The following is an 18,892-nucleotide window of genomic DNA, read 5'->3' as shown; positions in this document are numbered from 1 at the left end:
TGCTACTTAAAGTGCTCCCTAATAAAGTCAGGAACGTATTTTTCGTTAAAGCTGCGAATTTCTTTATAATTCCCGTTTTTGTATACAAAGACTGCTGTATATGGTTCTTCATTTAACCAGCCGTAACCAGCATTTTCTATGGCAGCCTGGAGCTGATCGTGTTCGGTTATTTTAAATGCATGATTATTGGATATAATTTTTTCTAAAATTTCTGGCTCAGGGTATTCCTTCAGCTCCTCTTGCTGGATGACTTCATTGGTGACAACGATATAGTCCAGATCATCAGCAGTGACCCAAGCCTGATCAAGCATGTCTTTTTTCTTAAGCCAATCTATAAAATACGAATAGGATTGTTTTAGATCAGTGTGTATATAGTCGTTGTAGCCAATTTTTATTTCTAAAGTTGAGCGATTCCCGCGCATGTAAAAATCAGGTTCATAAGGATCGTTCTCGACTTCCTTTATCAATATTTCCAGAGCTTCTTTTAAATCATCAGGATCTGTTATATTTAAGCTGCTATCTTGGCTGCTATCCATGATTCTGATTGATTGGACTTCATTACTATGAATCTTGAAAATCGGATCCGTTGCGTGCTTATATTCAAGGGATTCATTGATTTTCCTTAGCTTGTCTTCGAAATCCAGTCTGTCAATGCTGTATTGACGAATAACCTTTCTTCCATTTTTCAACTTATAGTTAAACAGAACAACCTCGCTTGATGCCATATCAACTTCGTTAATCTTTTCATTTTTTATAATTTCAGCATGAAGGTCCCTGACTGCTTGTATGTTCACTTCTTGTTTTAATGGTTTAGGGACAAATTCCTCGTCAGAGTAGTAATAAACAGCGTTAGAAAGTGTTACATTCTTTATTTCATTTAAGTCAGGAATGCGTTTTTCATACGGTGCCAGCGATTGGATGATCAGGATGAAAGCCACCATGACAGCTGCGAAAATGGCGAGTCCTCGAATGCTGCCAAAAACCCTCCATGATTTCTGTAACACCATTTCAGCAGCGAAGTATCCTATCGTGCCACCTAAAGCATATCCGAACAACATCCAGCCGAACTGATTTTGCATCGCTTCGAAATACATTCCGCCAAGGAGCATTGAACAAAACGCAACTCCATATTTAAAGATTACCTTTAAACTTTTAAAGGAGATTGCTTCAGTAGCTGATTCAATTTTCCTTTTTTTATAGATAAATAGGGAGAGTATATATAAAAATATTAAAATGACCGTATAAAGCAAAATCGCTTTCACAGAAAGGTTTTGTGATTCCATCCTTACTAGATGTGTGATGGGTGTCAAATTCTCAATATTTCTTGTTTGGATGTAATCACTTGGGAAGCCATAAAGCATCATTCCCAGGTTGTAGACTACTAAGAGTGAAAATCCTGCAGGGAAAAGAAGCAGAATATAAGTTAAGACACCCTGGACTGCAGAAATCCCTGTAACCATTGCTACGAATACTCCAGCCATATAGAAAATGGCGTTAAATAGTGCCACGGTTCCCGCCCAGATGACTATATCTGAGAGCTGGAAATAAATATTTAAGTCATAAAGACTGTGTACAATTATCGTTAAAAAAGCAATTAGTAAGACGGGAGCGAGCAAAAAGGCCAATCCCATCAAGGTATAAAAGTGATAAATTTTCTCGCGTTTTAGCGGCAGGCTGTGCATTAAGTCGGCTGCCTGCTTTACATGCAGGAACCTGTAAAGAAATACGGCAAGGATTACGGGAACTGACAAAAACATAATTAATTGAATGCCGAATTCAAAATTGAATAAGCTTCTTACCGGAGACAAATATCGATGATGATCTTCGGTGTATTCCATCATGATCTTGAGAGGTAAGGCGAAAAACAGTCCGAGGAAATAGATCACTGATATCCATCCTACACTTCTGCTTACCTGAAGAATCATTTCTTTATTAAACAACGATGTTCTTGATGGCATAACCAATATCCCCCATTTCATAAATGAATATTTCCTCTAATGTCAATGGGAGCATATCAAAGATGACTGGCTGAGTATTACGGATTACTGTTTCAATTTCTTCTTCCTGCCCTCTTATGATGCATAAAATAACGCTTCCCCTTTTATCGCAATGCAGCATCCGTAAATTTTCCTGGAGCTGCACAGGCGTTTCCCCTTTATAAGCGATTTGGACCTTATGAATGTCCGATTTAAGATCATCTAGATCCTTTTCAAGCAAGAGAGTACCATTATGTAAAATCCCGATATGATCACAAATATCCTCTATTTCCCTCAAATTATGGGATGAAATCAGAATTGTCATCTCTCTGTCTGCAACTTCCTGAATCAGCAGGTTCTTCACTTTTTTCCTTGCTACTGGATCAAGTCCATCCATAGGTTCATCTAGGATCAAGATATCTGGCATCGTCGACAATGCAAGCCAAAATGCAGCCTGACGCTGTATTCCTTTTGAAAAGGTTTGGATTTTCTTTGTCATGCTAAACTCGAACACTTCTGCCAATTTATTGAAGCGATTTTCATTCCAGGATGGATAAATGCTTTTATAAAACTGGGCCATTTGTTTGACAGTATATTGCGGAAAAAAGTATGGCTGGTCGGAGATATATAAGATTTTTTCTTTCAATGCTTCATTTTCATAAATTTCTTTTCCATCAAGTAAAACCTCTCCGGAATCCTGTTTATAAATCCCAGCCAGCAATTTGATAATGGTCGTCTTCCCTGCACCATTAGAACCAATCAGTCCATAGATGGACCCTTTCTCAACCGTTAAATTGACATCTTTTACAGCTGAATGTTTTTCAAAAGTTTTATTAACATTTATCATTTGAATCATTTACTCGCCTCCCCCTTTTGAAGCGTCTAATTCGTTAATTAAAGCATGAAGCTCATCTGCTGGGACCCCAAGGTATAAAGCTTCCAGCAAGAGCTTTTCCAGTTCCAGCTTCACTTGCATCATTTTATCGGCGTCCCTTCCAAGGTCTATAGGATTCACAAAGCTCCCTTTGCCTTTTTGTGAATAAATAAACCCTTGTAACTCCAGTTCCCTGTACGCCTTTTGTATTGTATTCGGATTAATCGTCAGCTGTTGAGCCAGCTGGCGGACGGATGGCAATTGTTCATCAGGTTTGAGCACTTCATTTATGATCAGCTCTTTCATTTTGTCAACAAGCTGCTCGTATATCGGTTTACGGCTTCTCAGGTCAAGCTCAAACATAATGACCCCCAATCTGTACTAAGTGTACTATTATTGTTAATACAGTTTAATTATATGCCAATCTATTCCAAAAAGAAAGATGGTATTTTCTTAATAATTTCTTAAGAAAAATTAAGAATATGCTGATTGGTGTTTATATATAAAAAGCAGGGTTTCATGTTGGGGTTCGGTCGGCAAAAAAAGTGCTCCTAAAAGGGCTTTAGGAACAACGATCACAAACATTAGCCTTCATCATCACTTCACAGCACATAAAAAGCACTCCACCTTTCGCCAAACTATTTCTATCTCCTTCGATTTTTCCATAAAAAACCACCATTGTTTAAACACATTAAAAACAATCAGCTAATGCATAATAAATTGGGAGGTGAAAACGTTGAAATTTTTACTGATTCTTGGCTTGATGTTTACCACAAGTAATATTAAAAATGATGATAAAATCTCTATTTATTGGGATGGGGAACCTGTAGCGGAAGTGCACCGATCCGATTTCTCTATACCTTGGTTCGGATATCCGATATTAAATAACACAATGCTAGAAACGTTAAATAATCAGCTCGCAAGGCAAGTCACAAAGCAGCCCGTCAATGCAGGTCTGGATGATTACGGGAGAATCATTCCGGAAGAGGTTGGATACATTTTAAATCAAAGAAAGTTTAAAGAACAATTCACTTACAGTTTTTTCGATACTCGAACATCAAAGATTCTTGTTCCAACACTGCCGGTACATCCCAAAGTTGACAGTGAAATAATCGCCAATATCCGTACTAGACTAATTGGGCATTACATAACTTATTTTAACAGCGGAAATATGGAGCGATCTCATAATATTGCTTTGGCATCTGAAGCCATAAACAACCATGTTGTTTTTCCAGGGGAAACATTTTCTTTTAATAAAGTGGTCGGCAAGAGGACAGCATCAAGGGGATACCAGCCTGCACCGATCATAGTTCGAGGAGAACTTTCCGAAGGAATTGGCGGAGGCATTTGCCAGGTTTCCTCAACCTTGTATAATGCAGCTGATCGATCAGGCATGAAAATCCTTGAGCGATATTCGCATTCTAAGCAAGTACCATATGTCCCGCCAGGACGTGATGCAACCGTAAGCTGGTATGGTCCAGACTTTACCTTTAAAAACAGATACAATCAACCTATTTTGATACGAGCAAAGTCCTACCATGGAAAAATGGTAGTAATGATTTATTCGTCGGAAGAAATTAATATTGAAAAACGAAAAGTACCTAGTACAAGCAGCCTAATATCAATCCCTGAAGAAGCTTATTAGAAATACACTGGAATCCTTCTGGAATAGGATTCCTTTTTCTTTACAACTTATGGAAATTTTATATAGACTATTGGTAATGGATGGTAACGAAATATTTTCATAGGATGTGAGATGCTTGCCAAAAAAGAAAAATCTTACCCCGCTCCGGGTAAATATATTATTCTTTTCAGTATTTGTACTTTTTTCGCTCTTAATTCTTAGACTGGGGATTGTTCAGATCGTACATGGAGAAGATTATAAGCGAGAAATAGACCGTAAAGAAGATGTGACTGTCAATAATCCGGTTCCACGCGGCAAAATGATTGATAGAAATCTTAAAGTGATCGTAGACAACAAGCCCATTAATGCGATTACTTATACAAATGAGGGTGCATCACAAACAGATATGCTCATGGTGGCAAAGAATCTTGCTAAGCTTATCAACCAGAAGACGGATAAAATCAGAGAACGCGAGAAAAAAGATTTTTGGATTATTAAAAATCCTGAAGCAGCTCACAAACTGATTACAAAGAAAGAAATGGATTTATTTAAAGATAAAAAACTTAAAAACAAAGACCTATATAACTTACAGCTTGATAGAATTGGAGAGAAACATTTAGCTGAACTAACTTACGAGGATCTTGAGGAATTAGCTATTTTCAGGATCATGAACAGTGGATATAAATTCACGCCCCAGGTTATCAAAAATGAAAATGTAACCCGCGAGGAATTTGCAGCAGTAAATGAAAACCTTGATATGCTTCCGGGAGTGAATGCTACCACAGATTGGGACAGGGAGTATAAATATAATGATACCTTTAAACCAGTCCTCGGCAGAGTTACCACCACTATTGAGGGACTTCCAGCTGATAGAATCGACTATTACATGTCAAGGGGCTATACTCGCAATGACCGAGTAGGAAAAAGCTATTTGGAGCTCGAATATGAGGATGTCCTGCAGGGCAAAAAAGAAAAAGTGATCAACGTGACTGACAAGGCAGGCGAACTGTTGGAAAAGGAGCTTGTATCAAGAGGACAGAGAGGCAAAGATTTAATATTAAGCTTGGATATCAATCTCCAGATTGCTGTAGAGAAAGTAATCGAGAAAGAATTATGGGCGGCAAAAAGTTCGCCAGGAACTAGTTTATTAGACAGAGCTTATGTTGTATTAATGGATCCGCACACTGGAGAAATTTTGACCATGGCGGGTAAAAGAATTGTTAAAGATCAGGAAACCGGAGAAATGTATCTTGAAGATGATGCCTTAGGAAATATACTTAACACTTTTAACGTGGGTTCTGTTGTTAAAGGAGCAACCGTACTGACCGGATACAAAACCGGAGCAATAAATTCAACGACCAGATTTGATGATGGGGCTCTTGAAATTGCAGGTACACCAATTAAGAAATCCTATAATTATTTAGGTGTTCTGAATGATGTTGATGCGCTGAAAAAGTCCTCCAACGTATATATGTTCCACACAGCCATCAGAATCGGCAAGGGAGTATACCAATATAAAAAACCTCTGAATCTTGAGCCAGAGGTTTGGGATACAATCCGTAACTCATTCGCTTCATTTGGCCTTGGGATCCGTACTGGGATTGATCTCCCAAATGAACAAACCGGTGCCAAGGGAGTGAATTATCCTATTGGAAAAGTGCTGGACCTTGTAATTGGACAGTATGATACGTATTCCAATATGCAGCTTGCCCAATATATTTCTACCATTGCCAACGGCGGCTTGCGGATGCAGCCAAGAATTGTGAAAGAAATTCGCGAACCAGCAAGCAATAGCAGCCAGCTTGGACCTGTTTTTATGGCATATCCCCCTGTAGTCCTTAATGAAGTGGGTATGGAGAAAGAATGGTTCAACCGTGTCCATACAGGATTTGAGAAAGTGATGCAGGAACCAGGTGGTACCGCATATCGATTTTTTGGTAACGCCCCCTACTCTCCTGCAGGAAAAACAGGAACTGCTGAAGCGTTTTATGACGGTCCTTTGCGCAAGAAAAATGAACCTCTTGTCCAAACGATGAATTTAAGCCTTGTCGGCTATGCCCCTTCGGAAAATCCCGAAATCGCTATGGCGGTCATGGTTCCATGGGCATATCAGGGAGCAGTAGATCATCGGGCAAATCTGAAGATTGGGAGAGCGGTTCTGGATACGTATTTTAATATGAAGAATTCGAATTCAGCAAGTATAATTAAGGAAAAAGATATAGAAGAAATACCAGAATAAAAAAAGCTGTGCCATAAAAATGGCACAGCTTTTTTTGCAAAGTTAAATTACAGTTCTTTTGACAATACAGGCTTATTCATTCCTACGCTTTCAAATGCAGCGCCAAGTTTTTCTTCACCTTGGGCGAATGTCGCATCAGCAGCTTCCATGTTTGGAGCATCTTTCTTCAGCTCTTCCGCTTTTGCATTGTAAGATGCCGCAATATCCTTAATTGCAGCTTCAAGATCTGCTTTTTGATCCTTCAATTCAGCTGGTACTTCCAAACCTTCAACATTTGAAGCAACTGCTGCTGCAGACGCGCTTGCTGCTGCTTTTAATTCTGCTTGAGCTTTAGGGTCTTCTTCTCCTTCGTATGCACTTAGGTCAGCGTCAGCCTCGTTAATTGCATTTACGACACTCATATAGAATTTGTACATTGCACTCTTAGGATTTGCTTCTGGCTTAGCAGCCTCTTCTGTTTCCTTCTTTTCAGGTTCAGCTTCCTTTTCCTTTTCTGCTGAGCATGCTGTCAAACCGATTGCGAATGTGATCGCTGAAAGTAAAATCCAAAACTTTTTCATCTTTGTTCTCCCCTTCATTCTATATATATTGCTTAATGTGTTTCCAAAACAACTTGGAATTTCACACAGCTTTTTCATTATATAGGGAGTATTTAACATTTTCAAATAATTTGTTAAGCTTTTTGAAAAAAAGTCCCCACTTGCTATAACGCATTACTTTTTTAATTCTTTACCATAGTTATGAACGCGTTTGCACCACTTTGGAATTCTCCTTCTTTAATGAAACCTATATTTTCGTACAATTTTATAGCCCTTTCGTTAAAAGCCGCTACAGTAAGCCGCTTATTCATATCAGGAAATAATTTATGGAGTTCGCGCAAAACAAACGTAAAAAAGAGTTTTCCGTTCCCTTTTCCGGTCAGCTCCGGGTTCATTCCAATACCAACATCTAAGGCAGGCAGCTTATATGCACCTGCAAGTCGCCCGGCAGGCACCTGTGAGGATACACCGTAACAATAAAAACCTGTTAAATATTCTTTTTCATCTAATACTGCCGTATAAGGATTCGCCAGCAGTTCATTTAGTGACTCTTCATTGACTTCATTGTTATACAGTTCATACGGTTTCTCATATTTCCAATTTAATATTTCTAAAGCTAATTCGCGGTCGATTTTTTGGCTTTTTAAATGTTGCATGATTTTTTCCTCCATGTTAAAAATGTATTTTCTTAAGAAATTTTAGTTTGTTTGGATATTAAAATGATACTTTTAAAATTCTATTGTCTGAACCTAAATCCTTTAAATAGTAGTTTGAAAATTCTCCTTTATTACTAAAAGCTGTTTAATTAATTTATTTTGTCATTTTTTTGTAATAAGTGGTTTAATAGATTTCTAATCTGGGAACAATAGAAATAACTAAACAAAATTAATTTTTGACAGGAGCGATTACATAATGATAACTACATTTGTATTACTCGGAGGAGCTTTCGCAATCGCCGCTGGACTTAATTTTTTCGCTATTAACGAAGAAGCATTTATAGATGACGAAGCAATGAACTAAAAGACGCTGAATAGAGCGTCTTTTTTTTGTATATTTATGTTTTACGGGTATTTTTGATAACTTGCAGGAAATACTAGAGTTAAAGAGAATTAATTATGCATAAGATTCTAGGCTCAAAACCTTTAAGGAGGTCCTGGAAAATGCAAAGTCCGGACGTTTTGCCTGGTGAATTAGTTTATTTGTGCAAGCTTACTGAAGAGGATTTGGAAGTATGGTGGGGACTTATACACAAGGACGAACATCCAGAATGGAAAAAATGGGATGCTCCTTACTACCCTCTTAAAAGAATTGAACTTGATAAATTTAAAGAGCAGATGACAAATCTGATCCATCAAGGGTATGACCGTAAATATCTGATTAAAGTCGATGACGATATCATTGGCATGGTAACTTATTATTGGGAGCATGAAACCTCGCAATGGCTCGAGATCGGTATCGTAATTTATCTCCCCGAGTATTGGAATGGTGGATATGGAACGGATGCTTTGCGTGTGTGGATCGAGCACCTGTTTACTACATTTCCTATTCCGAGGATCGGATTTACGACATGGTCGGGAAATGCAAGAATGATAACAGTCGGGAAAAAACTTGGGATGGTAGAAGAAGGCCGTATCCGAAAATGTCGACTTTATAATGGTAAATATTATGATTCAGTTAAAATGGGACTTTTAAGAGAAGAATGGGAAGCCCATCAACCATAAGAAAACCAGCACGTTTTTCCGTGCTGGTTTTCTATGTCTCTATAAAAGCTTTGACATATAATACTCATCGATATATTTTCCATCTACTATAAGGGAATGCCTCTTCGTACCCTCAACTTCAAAACCCATTTTCGTATATAATCTCTTTCCAGCTTCGTTATGGCTCATAACCGTAAGTTCCAGCCTGTGAAGGTTATGTTCTTTTGCCCAGTTAAATAGTTCTTCAAAAAGCTTCGTGCCAATTCCGGTGCCTCTTTGGTTTTCAAGGATACCAATCACGAGATATGCGGTGTGTAAATTCCTTTGTGCACTTCCTCCCTTGGCAATTAAAAAGCCCTGAAGTTCTTCTTCTTTTTCCGCGACAAATATCGCGGAATTATTCTCAGCTATAAAAGCTGTGATCATTTTTTTCTTGCTATCAGGATTAAAGGTTCTCTCCCCTGGTCCATAAAGCATATACTCAGATGTATTTTCTACATCCCGTATGAGTCTGGCGAAATTCTCAGCATCTTTTTCTTCCGCTTGCCGAATTCTCATTAATTAAACTCCCCCATTAAAATTATCTTAATGTTCTAATTCTTACATTATAAATGAAAGCTGAATATAGAAAAATAAAAAACAGAGGATTAGTCCCCTGTTTTATAATTGCGACATTACGCGGATTATAGTGTTGCAATAGCAACTGAGATGCCTAGAGCCTATGAAAAAATATTTTTAATGCTCTCAAATAACTCCTTAAAGAAACTAGATACTGATTGCAGGAATCCTTTATCTCCAACTGTTTCCTCGATCCGCTTTTGAATATCATTCGATAAATCCTCTAATTGGGACTGAACGTTATCAAAGTTGATGTTCAGGTCACGCATTTTATTGAACAGGTCTACAAGCAGCTGCCTATCTTCAGGGCTGAGCTGGATTTCCAGTGTCTTTAATTTTTCATCGATGATTTTCTCGATTTCTTCCTTGGTTGCCGGATTTTGTGCAGCGATTTCTTTTTTGATCTCTGTCAGGAGCTCACTGACTTTATCCTGATCAAGACCTTCCTTTTTCGCTAAATCGGTCGCAAGGTTTAACTCTTCATTCGCTACCTCAGTACGATCTTTATTTAACGCTGTTCCGTCTCCTTCATCATAGGCCTTGTAAATACCTACTAATGCTGAATGTCCGCTAACCTTTACTGGTGAAGCGACATCTACGACTGCATCCTGGATACCCGCTGTCAATAATGCATTCGCATACATTTCATCTGTTACTTCCGTTATGTTTTCAGGGGTTACCTGGTTGATGACCAAGCCCTCGCCTGTATCCTTCCTTGTGATTTTTGCAGAAGAATACATATTGGAATGTTCATCACCTTTTATATAAGTAACTAGGTCCTTACCGGTAACAGTAATTTCTTTAACCTTTGTTGGATCTTTAACACCCAGTAATTCACGTACCTCACCTTTTTGCTTTTCTGATAAAGCTTCTCCATAAACAACGATCGGAAGGCCGTATTTTTCATTGATGCTATCTTCATCACTATCGCTGGAAGCGAAGGCCGGCATGGAAAATCCCAATGCAAGTGAAAATAAGCTCACAATGGCAGTTAGTTTTATTAATCGTTTTAATAACATTTATGAATCTCCTTTTAATATGAAATCTAGATCTTTGCTTAATAACATACACTTTTGTTAATAAAAGAATCTGCAGGTAGTATTCAGCATTTGCATACCATTATGTGGTTGCCATCGGGGTCTCTGAAATTAAACCAATGTTCATGTTCAATTGCTGTAGCCAAATCGACTTGTTTGGCACTTAAATATTCATATGCCTCTTGAATATCAGCTGCGTTTAAATGAAATGCCGGGGTACGAAAAATAGTTTGTGCTGAATAAATCTTGCTGTCTAATACTATGCCTGTACCCTTCATTGGCAGAACATATAGATGACCAAATAATATTTCTCTATCATTCGGAAAACCTAGTATATCACAATACCAATCCCGTGCCTTTTCAATGTCGCTGACTGGAATGAAAATGGTTCCTACTTCATTTAAGATCGGATTCATGCTATGCCCCCCACTTATTTTCATGTTCAGATTGAGATTTTTCAAGTTTATTGACCTTATGCATTAGATTGTATAGTAGAGTAGTAATAAAACTTAATTGGATAAAAAGAAAAATACCGATAAAAAATGATGAGTCAATATTCAAACCTGAAAAAAGGAAACTTAGTGAATAAAATACAATGATTCCGCCTAATATGTTCGCGATAAATACAAATAGCCAATTATCCATGATTCCCCACCTTCTTTTCTTTTCATTGAATAATACGAATTTTAACGCTTAAAGGTTTCAGCAAAAATAAGAGGTCTCCTAGAATGGTGCCTGTATCTGCTCAATCTTGTGAAAATGGATGCTTAAAACTTTTGCCCATTTATATTCACTTACCTCTTTAGTTTCAATATAAATCTTCCTTATCTACATATCTCATAAACTCTATTGAATTATCCCCCGTACCGAACCCGTTATTATTTTTAGGATACGGCGGATAATCCTCAGAACCATTCTTAGACTTCGAGTGCCAGCCAAAGTAGTGTTGAGGAGGCTGGAACCAGTCTATAAAAAGTGGTTCTGTACTTTGACTTTCCATTAGACGGCGTTCTGCTAAGATATAATCTTGCCATGCGTTTGGTATCATAATACTTCCATAGGATGGTTTATCTTCTAAATTAGTATTGAAGTTCATTTCCACTTCCGGCTGGTAGCTTTGTTTTCCGTCTGAAAAAGAATAACCTCTTTCTTTCATTAAGTAGAATGTTAGGTTTTTCAATTGATTATCGGGGTGAAAATTCCAGATGATATAAGTCGACGCAGGATTCTCAGGTTCCATTGTCCATATTCTCGGAGTGGATCCTGTATCGATACTTACAAATTGCCATTCATGCTGCTTCCATTGCCAAAAACTAGATCCATATCCCTCATCATTAGTGATAAATGGTACATAAACATGTTTTGTGTCAAGAAATATGACGTCCTGTATCTCTTTTATATCTGCTTCAGGAAAGGTATTCATCATTGCATCAATAGCCTTTTGCTTGTTTGGAAATTTTCCAGGAGGTGACAGGTAAAACCAGTATCCTAAACAGCCTGCCAAAAAAATCAAAACAAAAAATGATATGAGAATAAGCTTCTTCTTATGATACATCCTACCTCGCCTCCTTTAATATGGGGGCATCAAGACGGAAATATAATTGTTCTTGGCCATGGGAAATTAAGATTCCTTTACCATTCTGTTCTATAAAAATCATGAAAGAGATTCCGCTTCCCTGTTTAGGTCTGACACCAGTAAGCTGATAGGGGAATCGTTCGTCCGTTTTGGTTTTATTTTCTACGTTAACATATGTTTCATAATACCATTTCTCGCTATAGACAGGTTTCCTGGTTGCTTCTTTTAACTGTGAAAGCAGTGCTCCCTGATCCAGGCTAACGTTTTGGCCGGTAGGGTGTATCTTAATAATCGAGGAATCATGTAAATCAGAAATATAAGTGGAAATTTCATCTTTCGGGTAGATCCATCCATGGATAAAAATAATCAATAAACTCATGAGGAGAAAAAAGTAATTCGCAATAAATCCAATCCAGGCATATTGACGGTACCTATTCCAGCTCCTGCCCTCGTTCCTTCTTGAGTAAATCCAATATATTATCCAGACACCAAGCGGCAGGATGGCTAATTTCACCTGCTGCTCCATAACTGAGATATTAATAGAAAATGAGAATAAACCTACAAAAACCACTATGAGCATTTTCCAGATTTCCGGCTTTATTTGCTGCTTTTTATAAACTGTCCAAATCATGATGAGAAGGGCCAGCCAGGTTATAAAATTCATGATGACGGCTATAGCATTTATCAATTCACCTCGTTTAGTTGGAATCTATTCATACTTGTATATGGCAGTATTATCATGAATCTATATGGTTGTGTTCTCTATATTAAGGTCTTTAGATAATATTTTGTTAAGGCTAAGTATTCACGGATGTATGATTTTAATAAGGCCTGTATTGGAGTTTTAGCAGGAAGACCGCCTAAATCAAGACCTTCATTAACAGCAATCATTTTAGCTCTGAAAATGTGGAAATCATTTGTCACTAACACTCCTGACTTCGCATGTTCAGGGATGAGCTTTTTTGAAAAACCGATATTTTCGTATGTGTCGGTTGACTGATCCTCTAATATGATTCTGGATTCATCGATGCCATGAGCAACTAATTCTTTTTTTATTGATTCGGCCTCAGAGATGTCTTCACCAGGTCCTTTGCCCCCAGATGCAATGGCAATGGTGTTTTTATTCTCTTTCAAATACTCTGCAGCACTGTCGATCCTTTCCTGAAGTGCCAATGACGGAACCGTACCCTTCACACGGGCACCAAGCACAATAATATAATCTGCGTTCTTAGGCGCCGCCATATTTCCATGGTGAACTATGTTAATGTGTAAAAATCCAACATATATAAGTCCGCAAATGACTGTAATGATTACTGGCTTGCTAAATAACATTTGAAATTTCATGTTTATCTCACCCTCTTCTCCGTTATAACAATATTACCATCCTTTGCCAGAAAAAGTTTCGCAATTTTCGTTTAAAATTTTTCTAAAGACAAAAAAGATCCGTTAACGTGGTCTGATAATGTACAGAATTAGATAAATTACCCAATTATCTATTTTATAATTTCATGTACATTATTAAATTGGGGTTCAGAAGTTGGCGAGAAAATCCTGTTATATATGCACTTTCTTTGCCGAATAAAAACTAGTTTTGTCACCTGTACAGGATAAAAGAAATCAGCAGCGAAACCTTTTATTAACAAGGAGGGATCAGGATGAATACTAGCGCAGTGGCAAAGATGCTTGGAGTTTCACCGAGTACCATTCAACGGTGGGTAAAGCAGGCGAACCTTCAGATGGAACGGACTGAATTAGGGCATTATCAATTCTCAGAGGAAAGCATTGAGGTACTAAAGGATATTCAGGAGCAGCTGAACAATGGAGTATTGTTGCAGGATTTAAAGTTGAAAGGAAAAAAGCCACGGATAGCGACAGTAGCAGCACCCCAAAGTGATGCTAGAGTTGAACAGCTTTTGCAGAGGATGGATTACCTGGAGAACAAATTAAACGGAAAAGCAGATGATGTAGTTTCCTATCAGATTCTGCAGCATAGACGGGAAATTGAAGATCTGCAGTCTGAGATCGCTAGATTAAACGAGATAATCGATGGCATGCAGCAGGCGGCAGCACATCTTGAAGAACCGGCCAAGGAGGAAAATAAAGCGTTATTTTCTCCAGTATCCTCTTTTAGAAAATTAAAAAAGCGGAGTTTTATAAGTTCCTTTTTTGGATTATAGTTGGGACACATACATGATGTGTTCTTTTTTTTCTGATAAAGATTTTTGACAACAAAAAAACAGACTCAGCAATGTGAGTCTGTTTTAGGGATCCTTAGTTAGGCTTTCTGTACGTTTGTCGCCTGTGGGCCACGCTGACCTTGTTCAACTTCAAAAGTAACTTCTTGACCTTCATCTAAAGATTTGTAGCCTTCGCCCTGGATAGCTGAGAAATGTACGAATACATCCTCGCCGCCTTCACGCTCAATGAAACCAAAACCTTTTTCACTGTTAAACCATTTTACCTTACCACGTTCCACAATTGTTGCCTCCTAGCCTTTTAAAAAAATTGCAATTTAACCTTGCGTGATTATTATATCCGTATAAATGTATTTTAAACTTAATAAGAAATATTTTTTACAATTTAAATAAAAATAAGAACAAATGCCTACCTGCTTATTTTTATATACGTTTCTTCATCACAAATAACAAACATTTTTGTCCCATCCGGAATTTGTTCGTTATGCTTCCTTGCTACATCAAGAGCATGGCCATCTGAAATGAGTGTGGCTCCTAAATCAAAGAGTTCCATAGCGGCTTCTTTATACGTATTCCAATGAGGTCTTTTAACGATTTCGTACAGGTTTTCCCCCTCTGTATTGCTGAGTAATTGTTTAAAAAGCCTGCTTGACCCAGGGAAGATCGCAGCATGTGCCATCAGCTTAGAAACGGATTCGTTGGATAAGATAAATTCATCAACATTTGCATGTTCAAATAGTGCGATATGTTTTTCCTTCATGATTTCAGCAATGGTATATAAATTTTTATGATAGTGCTTAGAAATATGTTCAACTCTTGAGGCAATTAAAAGTGTTTTGCCATCTGCGTATTCAGGCAAATCAATACGATCGTCCGTAAAGACCGCTACGGATTTCGATTCAAGAATATTAGCCTGCATCAACACTTCTTCCTCGGCTGGATTTCCGCTTACAAAATGGACACGATCGTGCTGTACAGGTGATTCATTGCTATGGTCAACGATTACAATATCGCACTTTTTGTTAGCACTAAGTATTTCATCGACGACATTTTTCAATTTATCCCGTGAGGACCCAATGAGAATATAATGCCCATTTCCTTTATAAGCCAACTTCCCTTCCTCCTTCATTTTTTTATATAGGGTTAAGCTTTCGAAAATTTTCCCAATAATGACGCCCATTGCTCCAATGCCAATGGTATAAAGGAGCAGCATTGTAAAAATCCTGCCTAAATCGCTGCTCGGTGAAAAATCCCCATAACCCACGGTGACAACGGTTGTCATTGTCCACCATAAGGCATCCATGAACCTTGGGAAGGTTTCAGGTTCGAGCGTTTTAATGACCAGGCTGCTTAACAATATCACCAAGGCTGTCATCAAGATAACTTTCCATAGGCTGATTTTCATTAATTTAGAAAAAAACTTTTGCAGAATCCACATCTGTGATCCTCCTTACCCTTTGGTCAGCCCTGCCGGCAAATAGCATGAGAGGTTGTTGGTAATCTCACCGCCAACTCGAAAACCAATTGCAGATGGCTTTCCATTTATTAAGAAGCTTCCTATAAGCTGATGGCCAATTTTCCTTCCTTTTTCGCTTTGATAATTGGTTCGAGGGAGTTCAACGTATTTTTGATAAATAGATGGAACTTCTGAATAAGTTTTTTGTTGTTCTTCAGCCAACACATTTCCACCGGGACCAAATATTTGGACTGTGTCTCCTTCCCTTCCGAAAATCGGCTTTTTAACATATGAAGTCTGTTTATTAATGAAGGGATTCGCCTCTAAAAAAGTTGGCAGAAAATATTCCTGAATCCAGGTATGTTCTTCTTCCGTGAAAAAATCATCATTATTTTCATGCAGTCCCCAAATTACGGCCTGGACTGCTTTGTTTTGAAGCAGAAATGCAGAAGGCGGATTAATGATTGCTAGCTTCTTTCCAAGAACAAGCTGAAGCAGCCATTGTCCAATTTTATTCCCCGAACTGTCTTCATCGACTATTAAACTTTCGATTGGGAAGGTTTGGCGATAAACGATATCTATTTTCCTTCCTTTTTCATCATAAAGACCTTTTCCAGGTTCGATTATCAATTTATGTAGAGGAATGAATTTTGCAGGAAGACTATATAATTCCTGAAGGTATAATACGGTGTTTTTATCTTCAATATTGTCCTCATGGGCTGTGAAAACCACATAAGGCTCCACCTCTTGTAGCCATTTTGCTGATTCTGCGATGCTCGTTCGGACAGCCTTTCCTAAGTGCTCCGCCATCCCAGCATTGGGATCATCCAGATTGAATTCTTTCGCAACAAGACCGTTTACGTAAAACAACTCTTTAATAAATGTGGGAGTATCTGAATTAATTTCAATGCATTTATAAGAATTACCGTTCTTTACCAGGTCGAGCCTGGCAATCACGCTTTCAAATGGAATGGTTTTAAGCCTGATGAAAGCAAGCGTTTCTGCTGGAAACCCCATATCTATCAATGTTTCATCATCAACGTTTCTTAACAGTTCAGATGCTTTGAAATAAATCCTGCCTACTCTGTGTGTGCATAGCCTGATCTCTCGGAGATCAGGCTCGTCAATGGTTGAAATATCATAAAGAGCGTATTCTTCTCCATACAAATCAGGCCAGAAATTTTTTATTTCATGATAAAAATGGCTGCGTTCTTTTTTATAGCTATCCATGGAAGACCCTCCTATTCCGCGCTTGTTACATTGAGGTCTTTTACATAAAGCACATATACACCCCGATCCTCATCGATTTCTGTAGAGGTAACCGCCATTTGGCCATAACCAGGAATATCTGTAACATCCTTTAGGAGATATCTGATTACGTCGAGATGTGTTTTGCAGGGTACGGCCGCTAGCAGTCGATAATTCTCACTTTCCTTGTACAACCGGAACTCTACATGAATCCCATGTCCACGGTACGCTTTTTCATCTACGACCGCATTATTCCTTCCTCTTTCCTCCAGGACAAGTATGTCTTCATCCCCATCCATTTCATTGGAAATGAGCTCATACTGGCTGCCTTTTAATATAAAATACGTGCAAAGCTGGCGGGCATATAACTCATCAATCCCGACATTCGTTGCAGAGTATTCATAAAATGGGTCATAATTTCCAGTTCCATCATGGATAAAATAAGTCAGTTTTTTCATAGTTATTGATCCTACTTTCTAGTAAGAGAGGCTTTTTGCAACAATCCAGCCTACTGCCAGGGATAAAGAGAACAGGATCACACCTACTGAACGGTTATCTTCCTCAATCGCTTTTTGAAGACTGTACCGGACAGTCAATAATTCAGCAACGAAGAAGACAATGATTTGAGTGAAAATCCCAATGGAGCCCCAGATTGCCATATCTTTCAGGGAAATAGAATACTCTGCTGCTGCACCTAATACTATTGCAAGTCCTAGCATTTTTCCGCCGAGTGATAACGCTGCAGTAACATTTCTCTGGCCGATTAACGCAAATTCCTTGATTTTTGGAGTGGCAAGCACGAACAAGCCTACCCCAGCTGACAATAAAAGCAATCCTAAGCCTAAATAGGCCGCAAAATTTAAATACAGATTCATGTTAAGCCTCTCCTTTTAACCGCCAGTCGTGCTTCTTGATCCGCTTCCGAATCCAGAGCTTCCACTTGGCGAAGTATTTTTATTTTTGCTGTCAAGTCTTGCGCCTTTAAAGGTTGAACTATTTTTATAATTCATGTAATCATTGCTTTTATATAGCAAGGAACGGTTGGCAAAAAACATCCCGCCAAAAAAGTAATGTCCAAAATACGTTGATCTTGAATCATCACATTCCCAAACACCATCCTCTGTATCCCACTCCCAGTCAGAACAGTTTGTGCCCTCGGGGACAGGGGGGATATCCTGGCTATCACCCGTGCTCCAGTCCTGTTCATCTGATGATGAATCGTCAGGCTCCCAATCACGATCTGGTGCGACTTGCTGATTGTTGTTACAGCCTGCGAGTCCCATCATTAATGCAGTAGCAGATATCCCAGCCATAACCTTCTTCGTTTTGCTCATTTTTTTCACCTCTTTCGATTTGACTTTAGTATTTACGGAAGCAGCAGGGAAAAGTTTCAACTATTATTAATTACTTACCCTGCCCACCTTCAATAATATTCTGCTCCCTTTTAACTTTTCCTTTTTTTGATTTTATTTTGATAAGAAACATGCCTTCGAGATAAGACACAATAAAATTTCGGGTTAGCCTATATGGGGAATTTCTTTTCACGATGGTTGCTATTGAAAAAACGCTGCCAGTAATACAGCAGCGTTCTTCCGCCTGTTCCTTATTTTTTTCCTGCTCGATGAAAATCATAAAATTCGTGGAAATTAAATTCTTCGATTTTGCTATTTCCTAAGGCGATCTCTGCTAAAATAATCTCTAATAAACATAAACCAGCAAGCATTGTTAAACCCGAAAGCATGGAAAATCACTCCTTTTAGTTACTTAAGAGCAACTTTAATCTGTGAAACGCGTTTCAGGTCAAGCAATT

24 protein-coding genes are annotated in these 18,892 nt (G+C 38.3%); 4 read left to right on the top strand and 20 right to left on the bottom strand.

The genetic code is table 11. The features are described from left to right. Positions 1-2: 2 nt before the first annotated feature. The 3 genes from V7654_RS15565 to V7654_RS15555 are packed head-to-tail and all read right to left on the bottom strand — an operon-like array spanning position 3 to position 3,213. A complete protein-coding gene (locus V7654_RS15565) occupies positions 3-1,958 on the bottom strand; it encodes a DUF6449 domain-containing protein (protein WP_335431479.1) in 1,956 nt (651 codons plus the stop codon). Then, a complete protein-coding gene (locus tag V7654_RS15560) occupies positions 1,933-2,832 on the bottom strand; it encodes an ABC transporter ATP-binding protein (RefSeq protein ID WP_335431477.1) in 900 nt (299 codons plus the stop codon). The genes V7654_RS15565 and V7654_RS15560 overlap by 26 nt, the downstream gene beginning before the upstream one ends. Beyond that, positions 2,833-3,213 (bottom strand): GntR family transcriptional regulator, encoded by a 381-nt coding sequence (locus tag V7654_RS15555; protein WP_335431475.1) that lies wholly within the window; start codon positions 3,211-3,213, stop codon positions 2,833-2,835. Between the two features lie 400 nt (positions 3,214-3,613). On the opposite strand from V7654_RS15555, the gene V7654_RS15550 reads away from it, so the two are divergent. Further along, complete coding sequence (locus V7654_RS15550; RefSeq protein WP_335431567.1) at positions 3,614-4,495, top strand: VanW family protein; 882 nt, start codon at positions 3,614-3,616, stop codon at positions 4,493-4,495. A 115-nt stretch (positions 4,496-4,610) separates the two neighbouring features. Beyond that, on the top strand, positions 4,611-6,713 hold the full coding sequence (locus tag V7654_RS15545) for a peptidoglycan D,D-transpeptidase FtsI family protein (protein WP_335431473.1): 2,103 nt from the start codon (positions 4,611-4,613) through the stop codon (positions 6,711-6,713). Positions 6,714-6,760: 47 nt separating this feature from the next. Here V7654_RS15545 and V7654_RS15540 read toward each other — a convergent pair whose 3' ends face one another. Both V7654_RS15540 and V7654_RS15535 read right to left on the bottom strand, forming a co-directional pair. Then, positions 6,761-7,273 carry a hypothetical protein gene (locus tag V7654_RS15540; RefSeq protein WP_335431472.1) on the bottom strand — a complete coding sequence of 171 codons (513 nt, stop codon included), beginning with the start codon at positions 7,271-7,273 and terminating at the stop codon, positions 6,761-6,763. A gap of 161 nt (positions 7,274-7,434) precedes the next feature. Continuing rightward, positions 7,435-7,908: a GNAT family N-acetyltransferase gene (locus V7654_RS15535; protein ID WP_335431471.1), complete on the bottom strand. Its 474-nt coding sequence runs from the start codon at positions 7,906-7,908 to the stop codon at positions 7,435-7,437. A gap of 504 nt (positions 7,909-8,412) precedes the next feature. On the opposite strand from V7654_RS15535, the gene V7654_RS15530 reads away from it, so the two are divergent. Beyond that, positions 8,413-8,973, top strand: a complete 561-nt coding sequence (locus V7654_RS15530; RefSeq protein WP_335431470.1) for a GNAT family N-acetyltransferase — start codon at positions 8,413-8,415, stop codon at positions 8,971-8,973. Positions 8,974-9,012: 39 nt separating this feature from the next. On the opposite strand, the gene V7654_RS15525 is transcribed toward V7654_RS15530, so the two are convergent. The 7 genes from V7654_RS15525 to V7654_RS15495 form a co-directional block, all read right to left on the bottom strand. Continuing rightward, positions 9,013-9,510 carry a GNAT family N-acetyltransferase gene (locus tag V7654_RS15525; RefSeq protein ID WP_335431468.1) on the bottom strand — a complete coding sequence of 166 codons (498 nt, stop codon included), beginning with the start codon at positions 9,508-9,510 and terminating at the stop codon, positions 9,013-9,015. Positions 9,511-9,671: 161 nt separating this feature from the next. After that, positions 9,672-10,589: a DUF1002 domain-containing protein gene (locus V7654_RS15520; protein ID WP_335431466.1), complete on the bottom strand. Its 918-nt coding sequence runs from the start codon at positions 10,587-10,589 to the stop codon at positions 9,672-9,674. An 83-nt stretch (positions 10,590-10,672) separates the two neighbouring features. Continuing rightward, entirely contained in the window at positions 10,673-11,023 is a 351-nt protein-coding gene (locus tag V7654_RS15515; protein ID WP_335431465.1) for a VOC family protein, read from the bottom strand. Position 11,024: 1 nt separating this feature from the next. Further along, positions 11,025-11,252 carry a hypothetical protein gene (locus V7654_RS15510; RefSeq protein WP_335431464.1) on the bottom strand — a complete coding sequence of 76 codons (228 nt, stop codon included), beginning with the start codon at positions 11,250-11,252 and terminating at the stop codon, positions 11,025-11,027. 163 nt (positions 11,253-11,415) lie between these two features. Further along, positions 11,416-12,162: a hypothetical protein gene (locus V7654_RS15505; protein WP_335431462.1), complete on the bottom strand. Its 747-nt coding sequence runs from the start codon at positions 12,160-12,162 to the stop codon at positions 11,416-11,418. Between the two features lies 1 nt (position 12,163). Continuing rightward, a complete protein-coding gene (locus V7654_RS15500; RefSeq protein WP_335431461.1) occupies positions 12,164-12,847 on the bottom strand; it encodes a hypothetical protein in 684 nt (227 codons plus the stop codon). Between the two features lie 98 nt (positions 12,848-12,945). Then, a complete protein-coding gene (locus V7654_RS15495; RefSeq protein WP_438825314.1) occupies positions 12,946-13,533 on the bottom strand; it encodes a YdcF family protein in 588 nt (195 codons plus the stop codon). Positions 13,534-13,838: 305 nt separating this feature from the next. On the opposite strand from V7654_RS15495, the gene V7654_RS15490 reads away from it, so the two are divergent. After that, the gene (locus tag V7654_RS15490) at positions 13,839-14,360 is read left to right on the top strand and encodes a MerR family transcriptional regulator (protein ID WP_335431458.1); all 522 of its coding nucleotides are present in this window, start codon (positions 13,839-13,841) and stop codon (positions 14,358-14,360) included. 98 nt (positions 14,361-14,458) lie between these two features. On the opposite strand, the gene V7654_RS15485 is transcribed toward V7654_RS15490, so the two are convergent. The 8 genes from V7654_RS15485 to V7654_RS15450 all read right to left on the bottom strand — a co-directional run bounded on the left by V7654_RS15485 (position 14,459) and on the right by V7654_RS15450 (position 18,823). Continuing rightward, positions 14,459-14,659, bottom strand: a complete 201-nt coding sequence (locus tag V7654_RS15485) for a cold-shock protein (protein ID WP_023614065.1) — start codon at positions 14,657-14,659, stop codon at positions 14,459-14,461. A 128-nt stretch (positions 14,660-14,787) separates the two neighbouring features. Next, positions 14,788-15,816, bottom strand: coding sequence for a potassium channel family protein (locus V7654_RS15480; RefSeq protein ID WP_335431457.1), 1,029 nt, complete (start codon positions 15,814-15,816; stop codon positions 14,788-14,790). Between the two features lie 12 nt (positions 15,817-15,828). Continuing rightward, the gene (locus tag V7654_RS15475) at positions 15,829-17,064 is read right to left on the bottom strand and encodes a glutathionylspermidine synthase family protein (protein ID WP_335431456.1); all 1,236 of its coding nucleotides are present in this window, start codon (positions 17,062-17,064) and stop codon (positions 15,829-15,831) included. Positions 17,065-17,075: 11 nt separating this feature from the next. Then, on the bottom strand, positions 17,076-17,540 hold the full coding sequence (locus V7654_RS15470; RefSeq protein WP_335431454.1) for an RNA helicase: 465 nt from the start codon (positions 17,538-17,540) through the stop codon (positions 17,076-17,078). 18 nt (positions 17,541-17,558) lie between these two features. Next, entirely contained in the window at positions 17,559-17,957 is a 399-nt protein-coding gene (locus tag V7654_RS15465) for a DUF350 domain-containing protein (RefSeq protein WP_335431452.1), read from the bottom strand. 15 nt (positions 17,958-17,972) lie between these two features. After that, positions 17,973-18,416 (bottom strand): aminotransferase yhxA, encoded by a 444-nt coding sequence (locus tag V7654_RS15460; RefSeq protein ID WP_335431450.1) that lies wholly within the window; start codon positions 18,414-18,416, stop codon positions 17,973-17,975. Positions 18,417-18,486: 70 nt separating this feature from the next. Further along, positions 18,487-18,714, bottom strand: coding sequence for a hypothetical protein (locus tag V7654_RS15455; RefSeq protein ID WP_335431449.1), 228 nt, complete (start codon positions 18,712-18,714; stop codon positions 18,487-18,489). Further along, positions 18,686-18,823, bottom strand: coding sequence for a hypothetical protein (locus tag V7654_RS15450; RefSeq protein ID WP_335431447.1), 138 nt, complete (start codon positions 18,821-18,823; stop codon positions 18,686-18,688). Before V7654_RS15450 ends, V7654_RS15455 begins: the two co-directional genes overlap by 29 nt. Positions 18,824-18,892 lie beyond the last annotated feature (69 nt).

This window comes from Bacillus sp. JJ1609, assembly GCF_036967045.1.
In the GTDB taxonomy this organism is placed as follows: domain Bacteria; phylum Bacillota; class Bacilli; order Bacillales; family Cytobacillaceae; genus Mesobacillus.
The sequence above is the reverse complement of the archived record's forward strand: the minus strand, read 5'-3'. Positions and strand labels throughout refer to the sequence as shown.

Coding starts and splice junctions, on each gene's coding strand:
- V7654_RS15565 (WP_335431479.1), bottom strand. CDS start 1,958: ATGCCATCAAGAACATCGTTGTTTAATAAAGAAATGATTCTTCAGGTA.
- V7654_RS15560 (WP_335431477.1), bottom strand. CDS start 2,832: ATGATTCAAATGATAAATGTTAATAAAACTTTTGAAAAACATTCAGCT.
- V7654_RS15555 (WP_335431475.1), bottom strand. CDS start 3,213: ATGTTTGAGCTTGACCTGAGAAGCCGTAAACCGATATACGAGCAGCTT.
- V7654_RS15550 (WP_335431567.1), top strand. CDS start 3,614: ATGTTTACCACAAGTAATATTAAAAATGATGATAAAATCTCTATTTAT.
- V7654_RS15540 (WP_335431472.1), bottom strand. CDS start 7,273: ATGAAAAAGTTTTGGATTTTACTTTCAGCGATCACATTCGCAATCGGT.
- V7654_RS15535 (WP_335431471.1), bottom strand. CDS start 7,908: ATGCAACATTTAAAAAGCCAAAAAATCGACCGCGAATTAGCTTTAGAA.
- V7654_RS15530 (WP_335431470.1), top strand. CDS start 8,413: ATGCAAAGTCCGGACGTTTTGCCTGGTGAATTAGTTTATTTGTGCAAG.
- V7654_RS15525 (WP_335431468.1), bottom strand. CDS start 9,510: ATGAGAATTCGGCAAGCGGAAGAAAAAGATGCTGAGAATTTCGCCAGA.
- V7654_RS15520 (WP_335431466.1), bottom strand. CDS start 10,589: ATGTTATTAAAACGATTAATAAAACTAACTGCCATTGTGAGCTTATTT.
- V7654_RS15515 (WP_335431465.1), bottom strand. CDS start 11,023: ATGAATCCGATCTTAAATGAAGTAGGAACCATTTTCATTCCAGTCAGC.
- V7654_RS15510 (WP_335431464.1), bottom strand. CDS start 11,252: ATGGATAATTGGCTATTTGTATTTATCGCGAACATATTAGGCGGAATC.
- V7654_RS15505 (WP_335431462.1), bottom strand. CDS start 12,162: ATGTATCATAAGAAGAAGCTTATTCTCATATCATTTTTTGTTTTGATT.
- V7654_RS15500 (WP_335431461.1), bottom strand. CDS start 12,847: ATGAATTTTATAACCTGGCTGGCCCTTCTCATCATGATTTGGACAGTT.
- V7654_RS15490 (WP_335431458.1), top strand. CDS start 13,839: ATGAATACTAGCGCAGTGGCAAAGATGCTTGGAGTTTCACCGAGTACC.
- V7654_RS15480 (WP_335431457.1), bottom strand. CDS start 15,816: ATGTGGATTCTGCAAAAGTTTTTTTCTAAATTAATGAAAATCAGCCTA.
- V7654_RS15475 (WP_335431456.1), bottom strand. CDS start 17,064: ATGGATAGCTATAAAAAAGAACGCAGCCATTTTTATCATGAAATAAAA.
- V7654_RS15470 (WP_335431454.1), bottom strand. CDS start 17,540: ATGAAAAAACTGACTTATTTTATCCATGATGGAACTGGAAATTATGAC.
- V7654_RS15465 (WP_335431452.1), bottom strand. CDS start 17,957: ATGAATCTGTATTTAAATTTTGCGGCCTATTTAGGCTTAGGATTGCTT.
- V7654_RS15460 (WP_335431450.1), bottom strand. CDS start 18,416: ATGAGCAAAACGAAGAAGGTTATGGCTGGGATATCTGCTACTGCATTA.
- V7654_RS15455 (WP_335431449.1), bottom strand. CDS start 18,714: ATGATTTTCATCGAGCAGGAAAAAAATAAGGAACAGGCGGAAGAACGC.
- V7654_RS15450 (WP_335431447.1), bottom strand. CDS start 18,823: ATGCTTTCGGGTTTAACAATGCTTGCTGGTTTATGTTTATTAGAGATT.